This is a genomic window from Deltaproteobacteria bacterium, assembly GCA_026712905.1.
Taxonomy (GTDB): domain Bacteria; phylum Desulfobacterota; class Binatia; order UBA9968; family JAJDTQ01; genus JAJDTQ01.
This window is the reverse complement of the sequence record JAPOPM010000229.1, coordinates 21,843-38,616: the sequence shown is the minus strand read 5'-3', so window position 1 is coordinate 38,616 and position 16,774 is coordinate 21,843. Positions and strand designations below refer to the sequence as shown.

Genomic DNA, 16,774 nt, shown 5'->3' with positions numbered 1-16,774 from the left:
TCGTCATTGTTCTCCGTTTGCGAAATAGCGCATCACCCCTCAATCCGCCTCCAACAACGGCTCCAGCACCGGCCACACGTTGTCCAGCAGCAGCGGCTGGGCCTCGGCGTTGGGGTGGATGCCGTCGCGCTGCATGAGGTCCTCGTCGAGGGCAACGCCTTCGAGGATGAACGGGACCAGCGCGGCGCCGGTGCCGGCGGCGACGTCGGGGTACATCCGGCGGAACGCCTGGGTGTAACGCGGCCCCAGGTTGGGGGTCATCTGCATGCCGGCGAGGACGGGCCTGGCGCCGGCGGCGAGCACGGCCCGGGTCATGGCCAGGAGATTGGCGCGGATGGAGGGCACGGGGTAGCCGCGCAGGCCGTCGTTGCCGCCCAGCTCGATGACGACGATGTCGGGCTTGTGGGTGGCCAGAGTCTTGGGCAGGCGCGCCAGGCCGCCCACGGTGGTGTCGCCGCTGATGCTGGCGTTGACCACGCGATGGCGCGCTCCCAAGCGCTCCTGCAGCAGCTCCACCCAGCCGCGCTCGCCCTTGCCGGTTTGAAGTCCATAGGCCGCGCTGATACTGTTTCCCACGACCAGCACGGTCTTGCCCGCGTCCGAAGCCGACGCCTGTCCGGCCGCCGCGGCAAGCGCGGCCACGAGCAGGGAAACCCGCAACAGTCCAATCAGAAGAGCCGGCGACCGGCCCATCGAGAAACCTTTCATGTCAGGATGCATATTGCGCGCCAGCGCCGTGGTCAAGCGCGTGCCCACATCCGAGGGTGATTTGACCATACTGGACGGTATCGATCTCACGGTCGATGGCGGCGCGCAGGTGGCCGTGGTGGGTGAATCCGGCTCCGGCAAGACCACCCTGCTGAGCATTCTCGCGGGCCTGGACCTCCCCACCAGCGGCGCCGTCTGGCTGGACGGGGAGGAAATCACCGCCCTGGACGAGGAGCAGCGCGCCCGGGTGCGCGCCCGCAGCGTCGGGTTCGTGTTCCAGTCCTTTCAACTCATCGACAGCCTCACCGCGCTGGAGAACGTAATGCTGCCGCTGGAGCTGCACGGCCGGCGGCAGGCGCGTGAAGACGCCTTGGGCTTCATGGAACGCGTGGGTCTGAGCGCGCGCACCACCCACTATCCGCTCCAGCTCTCGGGCGGCGAACAGCAGCGCGTGGCCATCGCGCGGGCCTTCGCCTCGGGTCCGAAGGTGCTGTTCGCGGACGAGCCCACCGGCAACCTCGACACCGCCACCGGCGGCAAGGTCGCCGACCTGCTGTTCGACCTGAACCGCGAGGCCGGCACCACGCTGATGCTCGTGACCCACGACGCCGCGCTGGCGGGCCGCTGCGCCGAGGTGATCACCCTGGACGCCGGGCGCATGCAAGCGCCGGCGGAGGCCGCGCCGTGAGCCTGTCGCTGGCGCTACGTCTCGCGCTGCGCGACTGGCGCGCCGGGGAGTTGCGCCTGTTGCTCGCCGCGCTGCTGTTGGCGGTGGGAGCGGTGACAGCGGTGAGCCTGTTCGTCGACCGTCTGCAACGTGCGCTGGTGGCGGAATCGGCCACGCTCCTGGGTGCGGACCGGGTCATCGACGCCTCGCGCGCGGTGCCGCAACGCTTCCGCGACCTCGCGGCCGCGCGCGGGCTCGCCGTGGCGGACGTCATCCGTTTTCCGTCCATGGCGTCCGCGGACGCCACCGGGCGTAGCCAACTGGCCAGCGTCAAGGCCGTGACCCCGGGTTATCCCCTGCGCGGCACGCTGCGGGTGGCCGACGAGCCCTTCGCCCGCGGCCGGCGCACCGACGGCCTGCCCGCCCCGGGCGAGGTGTGGCTGGACTCGCGCCTGTTCCCCGCCCTGGGCGTCAAGCTGGGCGACACGGTCTCCGTGGGCTACGCCGACTTCACGGTGACGGCCGTGCTGGCGTCGGAGCCGGACCGGGGCGGCGGCTTCATGGGGTTCGCGCCGCGGCTCCTGATGCGCGCGGAGGACATTCCCGCCACGCGGGTGATCCAGCCCGGCAGCCGCATCCGCTACCGCCTGCTGCTGGCGGGCGACGGCGACGCGCTGCGCTCGCTCCACGACACCATCCGCGACGAGCTGGCGCCCGGCTACCGCTGGCGCGACGTGCGCGGCGCCAACGCGCGCATCGACAGCGCCCTGGATCGTGCCGAGAGCTTCCTGCTGCTGGGCGGCCTGCTGACGGTGCTGTTGGCCGGGGTCGCCGTGGCCTTGAGCGCCCACCGCTACGCGCGCCGTCACTACGACCACGTGGCCGTGCTGAAGACCCTGGGCGCCACGCCGGGGGAAGTCCAGTGGGGCTACACCCTCGTGCTCCTGATCATCGGCGTGGCGGGGGCCCTGGCCGGCCTGGTCCTGGGCGCCCTGGCCCACTTCGGCATCATCGCGGCGCTCCGCGGCTTCCTGCCGGTGTCGCTGCCGCTACCGGGAGCGCGGCCCGTGTGGGTGGGCCTTCTCACCGGCTTCATCTGCGTGCTGGCGTTCGGCCTGCCGCCGCTCCTGCGCCTGCGCGGAGTATCGCCCATGCGCGTCATCCGCCGGGACCTGGCGCCGGGAACCGCCTCGGCGTTGACGTATGGCAGCGCCGCCGCCGGCGGCCTGGGCCTCCTGGTGTGGTACAGCGGCGACGCCACGCTGACGGGATGGGCGCTGGCCGGGGTGGCCGTGACCGTGAGCGTGTTCGCCGGGCTCGCGCTGATCCTCTTGCGCGGCGGCCGCGCCCTGGGCATGCAGGCCGGCAGCGTCTGGCGCCTGGCCCTGGCCGGTCTGCACCGCCGCCACCGCGAGAACGTTGGGCAAATCGTGGTCTTCGGCGTGGCCGTCATGCTGCTGCTGATCATGGTGCTGGTGCGCACGGCGCTCGTCGACGAGTGGCAGTCACGCATACCGGAGCGCGCGCCCAACCAGTTCGTGATGAACGTAGCGCCCGCCGAGGTGGACGCGGTCGAAACCCTGTTGAAGGCCCGCGCCGGTTACGACGGCAGGATGTTCCCGATGATCCGCGGCCGCATCACCGCGGTCAACGGGACCGGGGCGGCCCAGTGGCAACGAGAACGGCCGCGGCGACGGGAACGGCCCGACGACGAACGGGATGGCCCCGGCGGCCGGGGCCGGCCCGGAATCCTGCGCGAGCGCAACCTCACGTTCCTGGCGGACCTGCCCGACCACAACGTCGTGGTGGACGGCCAATGGTGGGCCGGCGGCGCCGCCCCGTCCGCATCGTTGGAGGAAGAGTACGCCACGTCCCTGGGGCTGTCGCTGGGCGACTCCCTGACCTTCGACGTCGGCGGCCTGCCGTTCACCGCCACGGTGACCAATACCCGGCGCGTGGCCTGGGACAGCCTGCAGCCCAATTTCTTCATCATCCTGTCCCCCGGGGCGCTGGACGGACAACCCGCCACCTACATGACCAGCTTCCACCTGCCCGCGGAACGAAGAGCCCTCCTCAACGAGTTGCTCACCCACCATCCCACCGTCTCGGTTATCGACGTGGACCAGATCATCACGCACCTGCGGCGCATCATCGCCCACGTCGCCCAGGCCGTGGAGCTGGTGCTGGCGCTGGTGCTGTGCGCCGGGTTGCTGGTGCTGATCGCGTCCATCCAGTCGAGCCGCGACCAGCGCCTGAAGGAGCTGGCGCTGCTGCGCGCCCTGGGCGGAACGCGCCGCCTCATCACCGGCGCGCTGATGGCCGAGTTCGCCGCGCTGGGGGCGTTCGCCGGCGTCGTCGCCGTCGTCGGCGCGGAAATCACCGCGTTCACGCTGAACCGTTTCGTGTTCGACCTGTCCACCAGCCTCCATCCGCAGATCTGGCCCGCAGGGCCGCTGTTCGGCATTCTGATGGTCACCGCGGTGGGTTACCTGGGCACGCGCCGGCTCGTCCGTACGCCGCCCGCCACCGCGCTGCGCGAACTGTAAGGGCGGCGGGCCTGCCGCCCCGGCTCCGGCACGCGCGTGCACGCACCGGCCGTGTGCCGTCCCGTTCACTCGCATGATAAGATGCGGGAAACCTTGTTCGCCGGCAGGCCGGAGGCGCCACGCGAGCAAGCGCAAGAAGGGAGGACGACGACGATGACGAAGGAACGCCCGGACCGCGTTTTCCGCGGCCTCGCGATCTGCTTCTGGCTCTTGGCTCTCTCCAACTTCGCCAAGCCCCTGCAGCTAACCGAGCACAGCGGTTTCGTTCTGTTCGGGACCCGCTTGACGGGCGGCGACAGCGTGTTGTGGAGCCTCGTGTTCGGCGTCTACCTGGTGGTCTACGGCCTGGGCCTTTGGTACATGAAGCGCATCGTCATCGGGATGGCGCACGCCTACGCCCTTTACGTCGTCGTGAACCTGTTCCTGTACTGGAGCCGCAACCCGCCACCGTCGGGCGCCGACGTCGTACTGGCGGTTCTGTACTCGCTCATCGCCGTCGGCGTGTCACTGGGCTCGGCCGTGCTGCTGAGCAAGCACCGGAAGGAATTGGGATAGGAACCGGACAGGAGGGCATCCTTGCCGACCATCACCGCACCCGACGGCACCCGTCTCTACTACGAGGAATCCGGGCGGGGCGTTCCCATCGTGTTCGTGCACGAGTTCGCCGGCGACCACCGGAGCTTCGAGCCGCAGATGCGGTGCTTTTCGCGCTCCCACCGCTGCATCGCCTTCGACGCGCGCGGCTACTTGCCGTCCGAGGTGCCCGACAACCCCGAAGCCTACGGCCAGGACATCGCCCGCGACGACGTCCTGGCGGTACTCGACGGCCTCCGGCTGGAGCGGGCGCACATCGTGGGGCATTCCATGGGCGCCTACACCGCGCTGCACGTGGCCATCCACCATCCCGGGCGTTGTCTGTCGGTGGCGGCCATCGGCTGCGGCTGGGGTTCCAATCCGGACGAACGAGACGCGCGCGCGGCCATGTGCGCGGACATCGCGCGCATGTTCCGTGAAGAGCCCATGGCGCGGTCGGCGGCCCAGTACGCCCGCTACCCCATGCGCAAAACCTTCGAGGCCAAGGACCCGCGCGGCTTCGCCGAGTTCGAGAAGACCCTCGCCGACCATTCGCCCGCGGGCCTGGCCCTTACCATGTCCCAGGTTCAAGGCCTGCGCCCGACCCTGTGGGACATGGAGGCGCCGTTGTCGCGGCTCCATGTCCCGTTGCTCGTCATCGTCGGCGACGAGGACGACCCGTGCCTGGACGGCAGCGTCTTCCTCAAACGCACGTCGCCCATGGCGGCGCTGGTGGTGGTGCCGCGCGCGGGCCATACGCTGACGCTGGAAGAGCCGGCCGCGGTCAACGCGGCGCTGGCGGACCTGTTCGGCGCCGTCGCCAACGGGACGTGGACGGCGCACCGGCAGGATTCATGAGCGGCGGCATGCCACAGGCGGGGTCCATACAGGTGTCCACGGCGGACGGCGTGGCGGAGTTGCGGCTCGCCAGCGGCGACAGCCGCAACGCCATCTCCATCGCCATGTGGACCGAACTCCGGCGCTTCGCCCGTACGGTGGCGCGCGACGGCACCGTACGGGTAATCCTGCTGGCGGGCGACGAGACGGTGTTCTCGTCCGGGGCGGACATCCGGGAATTCACCGCGCTCCGGGCTCCCGGCACCACACGCGCCTATGACGATCTGGTGGAGAGCGCCCTGCGGGCGCTGGAGGCGGTGCCGCAACCGACCGTGGCCTGCGTCGCGGGTCCGTGCGTGGGGGCGGGCGCGTCCCTGGCGTGCGCCTGCGACCTCCGCGTCGCGGCGGAGGACGCCTATTTCATGGTGCCGGCGGCGCGTCTGGGCTTGGGCTACGACCCGCGCGGGATCGCGCGCTTCGTGCGGGTATTCGGCGATTCGGTGGTACGCGGCCTTCTTCTGGGCGCCGGGCGTTGCGATGCGCGCACGGCCCAGGGCCACGGCGCGGTACATCGCGTGGTGCGGCCCGGCGACGTGCTGGAGGAGGGACGGCGCATGGCCCGCGACATCGCCGGGAATGCGCCCCTGACCCTGGCCGCGGCCAAGGCGACGCTGACCGCGCTGGCGCGCCGGGAAGGCGACAGCGAGACGTTGCGCCGGCTCGCCCTCGAGGCGGACGCCAGCGCCGACTATGCCGAGGGCCTCCTGGCTTTCAAGCAGAAGCGCAAGCCCGCGTTCCGAGGGCGTTAGACCACGGCCGGAACATGGCGCAGGACAATCTCATCCATACCCTGTATGGCGCCCGGGACGACGCGGCTCCCGCCTTCCTGCGGCCGGGCTCGGGCGCGCTGTCCACCGGCCAGGTGCTCGCCGCCATCGAACGGGCGGCCGGCGCGTTGGCGGCCTGCGGCGTCAAACCGGGCGAACGGGTCTCCGTTCGGGTGGAAAAGTGCGTCGAAGCCGTGTTCCTCGCTCATGCGTGCTTCAGGATCGGGGCCGTTCTCCATCCAATGAACACCGCCTACACGCCGCGGGAAGTGGGGTCGCTGCTGGAGGACGCGCGCCCTGCCCTGCTGGTGTGCGATCCGGCCGAGAGGGAAACCTTCGCCCCCGCGGCCGGACGGCTCGGGTGCCGGGTGGAGGATCTGCGCGGCGACCAGGGCTCCTTCGCCGAGGTGGCGCGCACATCCGGGCGCGCGCCCGCGATCGCCGACGTGCCCGGGGAGACGCCGGCCGCGCTGCTGTACACGTCCGGCACCACCGGCCGTCCCAAGGGCGCGTTGATCACCCACGGCAACCTGGCGGCGAGCGCTCGGGCGCTGGTGGAGGTATGGCGGCTGGGACGCGGCGACGTGCTGATGCACGCGCTGCCGGCCTATCACGCCCACGGCCTCCTGACCGCCATCAACGTCATGCTCACGGCCGGCGGCGCCGTCTGCTTCCTGCCCCGGTTCGACGCGGAGAGCGTGCTCCGGGAACTGCCGCGCTGCACCGTCATGATGGGGGTGCCGACGCACTACGCGCGCCTGCTCAAGGAACCCGGACTGGCGGACGCGGTGAGGAAACCGTTTCGCCTGGCCATCTCCGGCTCCGCGCCGTTGCCACCGGAAACCGCGCAGGAGTTCCGGAACGTCACGGGCATGGAGATCATCGAACGCTACGGCTCCACCGAGGCGGCCATCATCACCGCGGTCCCGCCCGGCACCGACGGACGCCGCGGTTGGGTGGGCTGGCCGCTTCCGGGTATCGCGGTGCGGGCCGCCAACGAGGACGGACGTTTCACCTCGTCCGCCACGGGGGTGCTGGAGACCCGCGGCCACAACGTCTTCGCCGGCTACTGGAATTGGCCCGAAGAGCAAGCGTTCACCGAGGACGGGTGGTTCGTCACCGGCGACGTGGCGGAGATCGACGGCGAGGGGTGCGTGCGCATCCTGGGACGGGAGACGGACGTGGTCATCTCCGGCGGCCTCAACGTGTACCCCAAGGAGGTGGAGGACGCCCTCGACCGCTGCGCGGAGGTGGCCTCCTCCGCGGTATTCGGCGTGCCTCATGCGGATTTCGGCGAAGCGGTGACCGCCGTGGTGGAGACCGCGACTCCGGCGGCGTTCGACGAAAGCGCCTGCATCGGGTATCTCAAGACGGAGCTTGCGTCCTTCAAGGTGCCGAAACGCATCCTTGTCGTGGACGCGATCCCGCGCAACGATCTCGGCAAGGTGGCCAAAGCGACGTTGCGGGAGCGGTACCGGGAGCTGTTCGCCCCAGTGGACAAAGCGTCGGACTCGTGATCGACAGGAGAGACCCATGGACCTGGAACTGCAAGGCAAGACCGCCGTCGTGACCGGCGGCAGCGAGGGAATCGGCAAGGCCATCGTGCAGGCCCTGGCTCGCGAGGGGGTGGACGTGGCCATATGCGCGCGCCGGGCGGGGCCGCTGGAAGCCGCGGCCGCGGAAGTGGCGGGCGCCAGCGGCCGCAGGATCGTTCCCATCACCGCGGACTTGACCAAGGACGAGGACGCGCGCGGCTTCGTCGAGGCCGCGGCCGACGCACTGGGACGCATCGACATCCTGGTGAACAACGCCGGCGCCGCTCCGGGCGGGGTCATCGAAAACCTGACCGAGGACGACTGGGACCTGGCGCTGCAGCTCAAGTTCATGGGCTACGTCCGCTGCATGCGCTACGCGCTGCCGATCATGCGCCAGCACGGTGGCGGGCGCGTCGTCAACCTCATCGGCAACGACGGCGTCAAGACGTCCTACTGGGAGGTCGCCCCGGGCGCGGCCAACGCCGCGGGGCAGAACCTGACCAAGTCGCTGGCGGGCCAGTACGGCAAGCACGGCATCAGCTTCGTGGCCGTGAACCCCGGCCCGGTGCGCACCGAACGCTGGACCGGGCTGGTGCAGGCCATGTCACGGGACATGCGCCTGAGCTACGAGGAGGCCGACCAGTTGGCGCCGCGCTCGATCCCGCTGGGACGCATCGCCGAGACCGAGGAGGTCGCCAATCTCGTGGTGATGCTGGCGTCGCCGCTCATGCACTTCGTCAACGGCACCATGATCGAAATCGACGGGGGCCAGGAAAAGGCCTTGATGGATCGTTCCCGTGACCGCGATTGACGTACACGCGCACTTCGTGCCGCCGAAGGCCCTGGAGGCGTTGTCCGCCAGGGGAGTGGAGCTGGGAGTCTCGCTGGTGGACAAGGGGGCCGGTGCCCAATGCTGCCGGTTCGACGACGGCCTGGAGGTGCGGCCCTTCCTTCCCGGCCTGCTGGACCTGGACGGACGCCTGGCGGAGATGGACGGGCAACGGGTGGCGCGGCAGATCCTCTCGGTGTGGACCGACATCTTCGGTTACGGTCTCGACGCCGCCCGCTGCGACACCTGGCACCGCATCCTGAACGACGGCATCGCCGAGCTGTGCGGCGCCCGCCCGGAACGGTTCGCCTGGATGGCGTCGGCGCCGCTCGTGGATGCGGCGGTGGCGGCGCGGGAACTGGAGCGTTGCGCCGCCAACGGCGCCGTCGGCGTCATCGTCACCGCCAACGTTGACGGCCGGAACCTGGGCGAGGCTCCTCTGGACGAATTCTGGAGCGCCTGCGAGGCCCTGGACATGCCGGTGTTCGTGCACCCTTCCCTGCCCCAGCCGCTGCCCCGGGCCGAGAGGTTCAGCCTGAACCAGACCTGCGCCTACACCATGGACACCACCCTGGCCGTGGGCTCCATGATCCTCAGCGGCACCCTCGACCGCTTCCCCGGACTGCGCCTGCTGCTGGCCCACGGCGGCGGCAACCTGCTGTACCTCATCGGCCGCTTCGACCGCATGCACGACGCCGCCAACCGGAGCGCGACCGGCGACAAGGCGGCACACCCGCCCAGCGCCTACGTGCAACGCTTCCTCTATGACAGCATCGTGCACAGCGGCGACGCGTTGCGGTTCCTCCGGGAGATGGTGGGGATCGAGCGCATCCTGCTCGGCGGCGACGCCCCGTTCCCGCCCGGCGACCCCGACCCCGTGGGAGGCCTGGAGAAGGCCGGCCTCGACGACGACGCCATCGAGCGCATCGCCGTGACCAACCCCATGAGGGAGTACCGCCTGGGCTAACGTGCCACCGCGCGGACCCGCCAACAGCCCCATGGACCAAGAAGCCTTCAATCGGGAGCTCATGGCTTTCCTGGCCGCGTCGCCCACGCCTTTCCACGCGGTGGACGGGATGGCGCGGCGGCTCATGGATGCCGGCTTCGAACGCCGCCCCGAGGCGGAACCGTGGGAGTTGAGACCCGGAGGGCGTTACTTCACCACGCGCAACGACTCTTCCATCATCGCCTGGACCCTGCCCCCCGTAACGCCGCTTCCCGAGAACGGCCTGCGCATGGTGGGCGCGCACACGGACTCACCCTGTCTCAAGGTCAAGCCGCATCCGGAGACCCGGCGGAAAGGCTATCTGCAACTGGGGGTCGAGGTGTACGGGGGCGCGTTGCTGAACCCCTGGTTCGACCGGGATCTGTCCATCGCCGGGCGCGTGAGCTACCTCGACCGCGACGGGGTCATCGCCTACGGTCTCATCGACCTCAAGGAACCGGTGGCGACGATTCCCAGCCTCGCCATCCATCTGGACCGGGACGCCAACGAGAACCGCGCCATCAACAAGCAGACGTACCTGCCGCCCGTGCTCGGACGGCCGGGCGAGGGCTTCGACCTGAAAACCCTGCTGCGGCAACGGCTGGAGGAGGGAGGCGCCGGGGTGGGCGAGATACTGGACCATGAACTGGTGCTCTACGACACCCAGCCGCCGGCCCTCGTGGGGCTGGAACGGGAGTTCATCGCGTCGGCGCGGCTCGACAACCTGTTGAGCTGCTTCGTCGGCCTGCGGGCGTTGCTGGAGGCAAGGGGCGACGCGGGCGCGCTCCTCGTGTGCAACGATCACGAGGAAGTGGGCAGCACCACGGCCTCCGGGGCCCGCGGCCCCATGTTGACCCAGATGCTGGAACGCCTCCTGCCCGACCCGGAGGAACGCAACCGAGCCCTGTCCCGTTCCATGCTCATCTCCGCGGACAATGCCCACGGCGTGCATCCCAACTTCCCCGACCGGCACGACGACAACCACGGGCCGCTGTTGAACCACGGCCCGGTCATCAAGGTGAACGCCAATCAGCGTTACGCCAGCAATAGCGAAACCGGCGCGACCTTCCGGCGCCTGGCAGCCGAGGAGGGGGTGGCGGTCCAGACCTTCGTGGTGCGCAGCGACATGGCCTGCGGCAGCACCATCGGACCGCTGGCCGCGGCCGAAACGGGCGTGCGCACGGTGGACGTGGGCGTACCCCAGTGGGGCATGCACTCCGTGCGGGAACTGGCGGGCGCGGCGGACGCGTTCAACCTGAGCCGCGTGCTGCGGCGCTTCTTCAACACGGCCGCACTGTGACGCGCCGTGCCGTGGGGCGCCTCAAGGGCACGTTGCCACGGGCGGTGCGGGGAACTCTCAGATTCGCCCGAGAAAGGGACCGTCGCGGCGGGCCGGCTGTTGCTGTGGCGACAACTGGCGCGCTCCGGGAAGCGCTTCACCCAAGGCCGCGAGCGTGGACAGGCAACGTGCCGCGTTCCGATTGCCGGAGCTGGCCTGGGTCGGGACGGCATACAAGCCGATGTGGGTCCGCAACCAGTTGTCCCTGAGCCGGACGAGCCGCCCGGACTCCAGATAGGCGTTCACGAAGCCATTCCAGCCGATGGCCATGCCCTCGCCGTTCGTGGCGGCATCCAGCAGCTTCTGGTAATCATCGAAGGATTCCGTTGGGGCCTTGGGCGAATCGCAGTCGTGTGCGCTGAACCAAGTTCTCCACATCGCCCACGTTTCACCGGACTCCACGGTTTCCAAACGTGGAATCTCCGCCCAGTGGCGCGGGTGCCTGCCGAAAGCCCGCTCGAAACGTCCGACGAGGGTCGGAGAGGCGACCGGCACGATCTCCTCGTTCAGCACCTTCACGGCCGCCGGATCGCTCGGCGCGGCCGCATACTCGAAGAGGATGTCGATCCCCGTCGGCGCAAGGAACTGCAGCATGTCGTAGTCACAGGTCAGAATGCGTATCTGCGCGTTGTCTTCCAACGCGCGCTTGAGCCTCGGAAAGGAGGGTTGCAGCAGGAAGTTGGCGATCTCCTTCGTGCACGCGATGGTCACCCTGGGAGTCTGCACGCCAAGCCCTTTGCTGGCGGCGTGCAGGTTGTCCAGCGCGGCCTTGACCGCGACATAGTAGTCCTGGCCGCTCGGTGTCAGGACGACTCCCCGGCCTTGACGCCGAAACAGCTTCTCGCCGATCCTCGTCTCCAGGTTGCGAATGTGGCGGCTGACCGCCGACTGGGAGGTAAGCAACTCCTCGGAAGCGCGTATCACGCCGCCGAGCCGTGCCGTGGCCTCGAACGCAACCAAAGCGCTGGTGGAGGGGACTCTGAAACTGGGTTCACTCATATCATTTATGATATCAGTTTTTTTCCGAAAGAAAAGAAATTTTTTGCCGTCGGTCACGGGGGGTCGCCCATCGACGATGGCGTCCGGTCCGGTTATAGTACATCCCCTCGACTAGCCGCACCAACAGGAGTGAAACCCGATGAAATCCGCAGACGAAAAGTTCGTGGACGTGGACGGCATCCGCACGCGCTACTTCGAGAAGGGAAGCGGCGAGAACCTCGTGTTGATCCACGGCGGTGTATTCGGCTCCAACGACGCCGCCGACTGCAGCCTGGACTGGGGGCTCAACTTCGACGCCCTGGCGCAGTGGTTCCACGTCTACGCCATGGACAAGCTCGGACAGGGGCTGACCGACAACCCGCCCGGCGACGACGCCTACACCATGGCCGCGACGGTGCGCCACGCCATCGGCTTCCTCGAGGCCCTGAAGCTGGGCGCCGTGCACGTGGTGGGCCATTCCCGCGGCGCCTACGTGGCCGCCCGCATGACCCTCGAGCGCCCGGATCTGGTGCGCTCGTGCATTCCGGTGGACACCAACACGCTGGCGCCGGGCATGGGACGGAACCATATCGTCTTCGCCGACACGCCGGAGCCGCGGCTCACGCGGGAAAGCCAGCGCTGGGTCATCGAACGCTACTCCTACAGCGGCGCGCACATCACCGAAGACTGGCTCGACTCCATGACCGAGATCGCGCAACTGCCCAAGTACCAGGAGACCGTGGACCGGATGGTGACCCGGGGCTTGCGCAAGAGTTTGTTCCTGACGAAGCACTCGCTTCAGAAGGAGGAGACGCTGGGCTGGATTCGCGACCGCGGCCTGCAGAGGCCCACACTGCTGGTGTGGGGCTACAACGACCCCACCGCCACCCTGGCCCAGGGACTGCGGCTCTTCGAGTTGCTGGCCATGCGCGAGCGGCGCTCGCAGATGCACATCATCAACCGGGCCGGGCACTTCTCCTATCGGGAGCACCCGCGGGAATTCAACGAGGTGCTGCGGGGATTCATTACCAGCCAGGGACGGTAGGCGCCAGCCCTACCCGCCGAGCCACTGCAACAACGCCTCCTGCGGGGCGTCCAACACGCCCTGGGGCCAGGGGATGTGGAGGGTGTAGTGGAAGATGCCCACGAGCACCGCCAGCGCCAGCGCGGTGTATCCGAGGGAGAGGCGCCACCCCGCCTGGGCGCGCAGCGCCAGGTAGAGCCACATGAAGAGCGGCACGCTCGGCAGGAAACCTATCAACCAGATGGATGCCAGCAAGCCCAGTATCCAGCCGAAGATGTCGGCGGCGCGGCGTGCGATGACGCGGCCCGGGACCCCGCGCTCCGCTTCCATGTCCATGATGCGAACGGCCCCTGGCACGGGGACGCGGAAGAGATCCAGAAGCAGTTGCGCGGCGCACATGCCCGCCGCGACCAGACCGATCACCAAGGGGAAGAGCCGCGCCTGGGGCGGCCAGCCGCGGGCGGTGACCACCCCCGTGAGCACCAGCAGCAGGATGGCAAGGGTGAACACGACGGGCACGCTCAGGTGGAAGCGGTACCGCGCCGACGCCGCCGGCTCGGGGACGGGCTCGTCCGCCGCCATGCCCGTCCGGGTCCACCTTTGGCCGTACACCAGGCTGACGACGATGAGCGCGCCGATGACGAGGACGATGGGGCGCCAAAGCCAAGTCACGCCGAAGTGGCTGGCGGCGATGAAGAAATAGTTCTCCAGCACGCTGCTCAGCACCAGCCCCAGGATGAGCGGCGGACGGGGCCAGCCGAAGCGCTTCATCAGCCATCCCAGGATACCGAAGGACAGCAGCAGGATCAGGTCGCCGAAGTGGCGCTTGGCCTGGAACGCGGCCAGGAACACGACGACGATGATCAGCGGCGCCAGCAGATTCACGCGGACGTTGGCGAGGCGGGCCAGGTGGTTGGTAAGGAGCAGGCACAAGCCGGTGCCGAAGATGTTGGCGATGGCGATGCTCCACACCATGGTGTAGGTGACGTCCAGGTGTCGGGTGAGCATGTCGGGCCCCGGACTGATGCCCTGGATGAGGAAGACCCCGAGCAGGATGGCCATGGAGGCGCTGCCGGGTACGCCGAAGGCCAGCGTCGGGATCAGCGAGCCGCCCTCCTTGGCGTTGTTGGCGCTCTCCGGCGCGATGACCCCGCGCACGTCGCCGGTGCCGAAGGTCTCGCGGGCGCCGCGCTCCGTCTGTACCGCGTGGCCGTAGGCGAACCAGTCCACCACCGCGCCGCCCAGGCCCGGGGTGGCGCCCACCCACACGCCCACGGCGCTGGAGCGCAGTACCAGGAACCAGTGGCGCAAGGCGTCGCGGATGCCCACGGTGACGCCGCGCAGCGCGTCCTTGGGCACGTCCGCGATGCGCGTGCCGCGGATCACGAGGTCCGCCATCTCCGGAATGGCGAAGATGCCGAGGGCCACCGGCACCAGCGGCACCCCCTCCCAGAGGTAGAGCTGGCCGAAGGTCCAGCGCATCTCGCCCACCTGGAAGTCCATCCCCACCATGCCCACCATGAGCCCGAGGGCCCCCACCACGAGGCCCTTGAGGGGCGCGCCGCCGCTCAGCACCGCCACCATGGAGATGCCCAGCATGCCCATCATGAAGAACTCGGGGGCGCTGAAGGCGAGCACGATGGGACGGAGCACCGGGATGGAGACGGCGAGGATCAGGGCCCCGAAAAGGCCCCCCATCATGGACGACATGTACGCGGCGCCGAAGGCCCGGCCCGCCTCGCCCTTCTTGGCCATGGGATGGCCGTCCAGGATGGTGGCCTGCGAAGCCGCGGTGCCCGGCACCCCGAACAGCACCGACGGGATGGTGTCCGACGTGCTCGTCACGGAGATGAGCCCGATCATGACCGCGAACGCGCTCAGGGTGTCCAGGTCCAGCGTGAACGGCAGCAGGATGGCGAGGCCCACGAGCCCGCCGAGGCCGGGGATGGCGCCCAGGGAGAGCCCCATGACGACGCCCAGACCCAGGAAGGCAAGACTCTTCGGCACCACCCCGGCGACACAGGGACAGCCGAAGATGTTCTCCACCGCGCTAAGGGCCGCTTCCCACATGGGCTCCCTTCCCTTGTAATTCCCGTGCGGTTTGGACTAGTCGTACGAACGTGTGTAGCCTACCGCAACGGATTCAGTGAGGACAAACCATGGGTATTGCAGCCATCGACCATTGGGTGCTCGTCGTCAAGGACCTGGAAGAGACCTTCGCGTTCTATCGCAGGCTCGGACTCGACGCGGGTTGGCAGGAGCGTCCGGGCGGGCGCGGCACGCGGCCGATCATCCGCATCAGCGAGACGCAGAAGATCAACCTGTACGTCGTGGACCGCTACGAGACCGAAAGCCCCACGCACGCGCCCAACTACGCCACCGGCGGCGCGGACTTCTGCCTGCGCTGGGAAGGGACCGTGCAGCAGGCCCAGGACTTCCTGCGGCAGGCCGGAGTCGCCGTCATCTCGGGTCCCGTGGCCCGCACCGGCTCCGAGGGCGTCGGCACCAGCCTGTACGTCCGCGACCCCGACGACAACCTGATCGAGCTGATGACCTACGGCGATCCCGCGTACGCGTAGTATCGCCGCCACACTCCCCACCCCTGGATTCCCGCTTCCGCGGGAATGACGATTCGGGGCGTTGGTGCCATTCCACCGCCGCCCTGACCGGCGGGCCGACTGAATACTGGAGTATGGGTTATGCCGCCTCGGGCCGCGGTCCCACGCTGATGGGGCCCGGCTCGTAGAGGGGCTGGTGGATGCCCGACTCGTCCACGTCGAGCTTGTAGAGCCCGATGGCGTTGTCCATCAGGATCTTCTTGCGTTCCTCCGCGGACGTGACGTCCTGCAGCGAGTGGGTGCGGCACCACACCGACCTGGGCCAGGTGGTGGTGCCGTGAGGATAGTCCACCGAGTACATGATCTTGTCCACGCCGATCTCGTCGCGGCTGCGGATGCCGTGGCGCTCGTGCCAGAAGGTGGCCCACATGTTGGACTGGAAGACATCGCTGGGTCTCCGCGTGAGCGTCGAGTTCTCCGCAACTTTGCGCTCCTCGAACTCGTGGTCCAGCTCCTCCAGCAAGTACGGGAGCCAGCCCACGCCGCTCTCCACGCTGATGGTCTTGAGCCGGGGGAACTTCTCGAACACGCCCGAGTAGAGGATGTTGGAGACGATCTCCATGTGGCTCACGAAGGTCATGGACACGCCCAGGGCGAGTTGGGCGCGCGCTTCCAGGGAGTCCCAGGGCGGCAGCGCGGGCAGCGCGGTGGAGTGCAGACAGATGGGGACGTCCAGGTCGCAGCACGTCTGGTAGACCGGGTCCCAGTAGGGATCGTTGAAGTGCTTGAGCCCGAGGATGTGGGGGGCGCCGTGCCACACAAGGGCCTTGTGGCCGCGCTTCACCGCGCGGCGGATCTCGGCCACGCACAGGTCCACGTCCCACATGGGGGTAACGCACTGGGCGATGAACCGGGGCGTGACGTCCTGCCACTCGTCGATGAGCCAGTCGTTGTAGGCCTGGATGCAGGCCAGGCGGAAGGCCTCGCTGCCCTCCTTCTGAAAGTTCTGATTGGTGATGCCGATGATGTTGGGGAAGAGCACCGAGGCGTCCAGCTCCTCCTGATCGAGGACCTTGAGGCGCTCCGAAACCATGTACGTGGAAGGAGGCACGTCCTCCCACCGCTTCACGTTGGGGTTGACGCCGGACACACGGGCCAGCCCGCCGAATCCCTTGGTGTCGCCCCCCAGGGACCAGGTTTGCGTGCCGTCGGGCATTTCGACGATGTGCGGGATGTCATCGCCGAACTTCGCCTTGGACATCCGGTTGGTCCAGACGTCGGGGGCCTCCTGGATGTGATCGTCCGCGGAGACGACGCCGTACTTCATTTTGAGCGTTGCCATGAGCCTTCAACCTCCCAGCGGCCGGA

Annotated in this window: 15 protein-coding genes; 11 read left to right on the top strand and 4 right to left on the bottom strand. The window is 68.9% G+C overall.

Features of this window, described 5'->3' with window-relative positions; translation table 11 throughout:
* Window positions 1-39 precede the first annotated feature (39 nt).
* Window positions 40-708 carry an arylesterase gene (locus OXF11_19650; protein MCY4489314.1) on the bottom strand — a complete coding sequence of 223 codons (669 nt, stop codon included), beginning with the start codon at window positions 706-708 and terminating at the stop codon, window positions 40-42.
* On the opposite strand from OXF11_19650, the gene OXF11_19645 reads away from it, so the two are divergent.
* From OXF11_19645 to OXF11_19605, 9 genes are all read left to right on the top strand, one after another.
* Entirely contained in the window at window positions 707-1,396 is a 690-nt protein-coding gene (locus OXF11_19645; GenBank protein ID MCY4489313.1) for an ABC transporter ATP-binding protein, read from the top strand. The genes OXF11_19650 and OXF11_19645 overlap by 2 nt on opposite strands.
* Window positions 1,393-3,921 (top strand): ABC transporter permease, encoded by a 2,529-nt coding sequence (locus tag OXF11_19640; GenBank protein ID MCY4489312.1) that lies wholly within the window; start codon window positions 1,393-1,395, stop codon window positions 3,919-3,921. The genes OXF11_19645 and OXF11_19640 overlap by 4 nt, the downstream gene beginning before the upstream one ends.
* 153 nt (window positions 3,922-4,074) lie before the next feature.
* Window positions 4,075-4,476, top strand: a complete 402-nt coding sequence (locus OXF11_19635) for a hypothetical protein (protein MCY4489311.1) — start codon at window positions 4,075-4,077, stop codon at window positions 4,474-4,476.
* Window positions 4,477-4,497: 21 nt separating this feature from the next.
* A complete protein-coding gene (locus OXF11_19630) occupies window positions 4,498-5,352 on the top strand; it encodes an alpha/beta hydrolase (protein ID MCY4489310.1) in 855 nt (284 codons plus the stop codon).
* A gap of 8 nt (window positions 5,353-5,360) precedes the next feature.
* A complete protein-coding gene (locus OXF11_19625; protein ID MCY4489309.1) occupies window positions 5,361-6,140 on the top strand; it encodes an enoyl-CoA hydratase/isomerase family protein in 780 nt (259 codons plus the stop codon).
* 14 nt (window positions 6,141-6,154) lie between these two features.
* Window positions 6,155-7,675: an AMP-binding protein gene (locus OXF11_19620; GenBank protein ID MCY4489308.1), complete on the top strand. Its 1,521-nt coding sequence runs from the start codon at window positions 6,155-6,157 to the stop codon at window positions 7,673-7,675.
* A gap of 16 nt (window positions 7,676-7,691) precedes the next feature.
* Window positions 7,692-8,504: an SDR family oxidoreductase gene (locus OXF11_19615; GenBank protein ID MCY4489307.1), complete on the top strand. Its 813-nt coding sequence runs from the start codon at window positions 7,692-7,694 to the stop codon at window positions 8,502-8,504.
* Entirely contained in the window at window positions 8,491-9,489 is a 999-nt protein-coding gene (locus OXF11_19610; GenBank protein ID MCY4489306.1) for an amidohydrolase family protein, read from the top strand. Before OXF11_19615 ends, OXF11_19610 begins: the two co-directional genes overlap by 14 nt.
* Window positions 9,490-9,520: 31 nt before the next feature.
* Complete coding sequence (locus OXF11_19605) at window positions 9,521-10,807, top strand: M18 family aminopeptidase (protein ID MCY4489305.1); 1,287 nt, start codon at window positions 9,521-9,523, stop codon at window positions 10,805-10,807.
* A 57-nt stretch (window positions 10,808-10,864) separates the two neighbouring features.
* On the opposite strand, the gene OXF11_19600 is transcribed toward OXF11_19605, so the two are convergent.
* Entirely contained in the window at window positions 10,865-11,902 is a 1,038-nt protein-coding gene (locus tag OXF11_19600; GenBank protein MCY4489304.1) for a LysR family transcriptional regulator, read from the bottom strand.
* 82 nt (window positions 11,903-11,984) lie between these two features.
* Between OXF11_19600 and OXF11_19595 the strand changes: the two genes are divergently transcribed.
* Window positions 11,985-12,869, top strand: coding sequence for an alpha/beta hydrolase (locus OXF11_19595; protein ID MCY4489303.1), 885 nt, complete (start codon window positions 11,985-11,987; stop codon window positions 12,867-12,869).
* Between the two features lie 9 nt (window positions 12,870-12,878).
* Here the strand turns inward: OXF11_19595 and OXF11_19590 are convergent, their stop codons facing one another.
* Window positions 12,879-14,918, bottom strand: coding sequence for a tripartite tricarboxylate transporter permease (locus OXF11_19590; protein MCY4489302.1), 2,040 nt, complete (start codon window positions 14,916-14,918; stop codon window positions 12,879-12,881).
* A gap of 89 nt (window positions 14,919-15,007) precedes the next feature.
* Here OXF11_19590 and OXF11_19585 point away from each other — a divergent pair, with 89 nt between their 5' ends.
* Window positions 15,008-15,427: a VOC family protein gene (locus tag OXF11_19585; GenBank protein MCY4489301.1), complete on the top strand. Its 420-nt coding sequence runs from the start codon at window positions 15,008-15,010 to the stop codon at window positions 15,425-15,427.
* A gap of 118 nt (window positions 15,428-15,545) precedes the next feature.
* Here OXF11_19585 and OXF11_19580 read toward each other — a convergent pair whose 3' ends face one another.
* Window positions 15,546-16,748 (bottom strand): amidohydrolase family protein, encoded by a 1,203-nt coding sequence (locus tag OXF11_19580; GenBank protein ID MCY4489300.1) that lies wholly within the window; start codon window positions 16,746-16,748, stop codon window positions 15,546-15,548.
* Window positions 16,749-16,774: the final 26 nt, after the last annotated feature.

Excerpts from the sequence above, each read along its gene's own strand:
- OXF11_19590 (MCY4489302.1), bottom strand. The coding sequence starts at position 14,918 with ATGTGGGAAGCGGCCCTTAGCGCGGTGGAGAACATCTTCGGCTGTCCC.
- OXF11_19585 (MCY4489301.1), top strand. The coding sequence starts at position 15,008 with ATGGGTATTGCAGCCATCGACCATTGGGTGCTCGTCGTCAAGGACCTG.
- OXF11_19605 (MCY4489305.1), top strand. The coding sequence starts at position 9,521 with ATGGACCAAGAAGCCTTCAATCGGGAGCTCATGGCTTTCCTGGCCGCG.
- OXF11_19645 (MCY4489313.1), top strand. The coding sequence starts at position 707 with ATGTCAGGATGCATATTGCGCGCCAGCGCCGTGGTCAAGCGCGTGCCC.
- OXF11_19650 (MCY4489314.1), bottom strand. The coding sequence starts at position 708 with ATGAAAGGTTTCTCGATGGGCCGGTCGCCGGCTCTTCTGATTGGACTG.
- OXF11_19580 (MCY4489300.1), bottom strand. The coding sequence starts at position 16,748 with ATGGCAACGCTCAAAATGAAGTACGGCGTCGTCTCCGCGGACGATCAC.
- OXF11_19615 (MCY4489307.1), top strand. The coding sequence starts at position 7,692 with ATGGACCTGGAACTGCAAGGCAAGACCGCCGTCGTGACCGGCGGCAGC.
- OXF11_19620 (MCY4489308.1), top strand. The coding sequence starts at position 6,155 with ATGGCGCAGGACAATCTCATCCATACCCTGTATGGCGCCCGGGACGAC.
- OXF11_19595 (MCY4489303.1), top strand. The coding sequence starts at position 11,985 with ATGAAATCCGCAGACGAAAAGTTCGTGGACGTGGACGGCATCCGCACG.
- OXF11_19625 (MCY4489309.1), top strand. The coding sequence starts at position 5,361 with ATGCCACAGGCGGGGTCCATACAGGTGTCCACGGCGGACGGCGTGGCG.
- OXF11_19635 (MCY4489311.1), top strand. The coding sequence starts at position 4,075 with ATGACGAAGGAACGCCCGGACCGCGTTTTCCGCGGCCTCGCGATCTGC.